Below are 879 nucleotides of genomic sequence, written 5' to 3'. Positions count from 1 at the left end.
CCGGCGCACGGTGGCACACCCCGGCGTCACGGAAATCTTGCCAGGGCCACGTTCACGTGTACGCGGACACGGGACCTGCTTCTGGACCCCGGGTGCACGGCCGGCCGTGTCGCCGCCGGGCTTCGGACAGGGCAACCACCACCTGACACCCCGAAGCATCGGCAAAGCCCGCGGACCACGCCCGCGCCGGCCGCCTCTTCCTGGTCCTCCCGGCACCCGCGGGGATTGTCCAGACCGCTCACGGGGTGGAGGAAGAGCTGATTGCACGCCGCCAACGGGCTGTCCAGGAGGACTGGCGAGGCGGGATCGAGGTGCTCGGCCTCACACCCACCTTTCTGCGGGGCAAGCGCGAGCAGGCCCGCCGTATCGCGCGCAGCGGCCCGCTCTCCCTCGGCCTTCCCGTGGTCCCTGACCGCAAGCCTGAGGTCACACCAGGGTGATCGGCGCCAAGCCGAACCGGCTCTTGCACGTCGGCGCCGGCGTTTTCTGGAGATCGCGGCCGGGCCGTGCGGCTGCCGGATGCGAGCGCGCCGGACGGCGAGATGGTCGTGTGGGACGCAGCCGGGCGCCTCGCGTTCGAGCGGCTGCAGGACCGGCTCGCCCGGCGCCGCGCCAGTGCGGCCCGGTCCGCAGGCGGGCGGCCGGCGCACTTCGCCGCGTTCGATGCCCTGTGGCTGTCCGGGACCGACACGACCGCGTGGCCGTACCAACGGCGCAGGGCGCGCTGGAGTCCTGTTCGCCGCACGGCGGACAGACAGCGGACGGGAAGCGGACGGACGACGACACGGCGGAGCGCCGGGGATCGGCTGCTCTGCGGCGGTGGGCAACGGCGGAAGACCGGCGGCGCCCGGCCGGGGCGCGGGCGGCGGGCCGGGCGCG

General features: G+C 74.7%; 1 pseudogene. It reads left to right on the top strand.

The annotated features are described in order from the left end of the window. Nucleotides 1-542: 542 nt before the first annotated feature. A pseudogene (locus tag IH00_RS41615) lies at nucleotides 543-879 on the top strand (hypothetical protein); the annotation flags it as partial.

It is taken from the genome of Streptomyces sp. NRRL S-118 (assembly GCF_000716335.1).
Lineage (GTDB): Bacteria > Actinomycetota > Actinomycetes > Streptomycetales > Streptomycetaceae > Streptomyces.
This window is presented reverse-complemented; position numbering and strand designations above follow the sequence as displayed.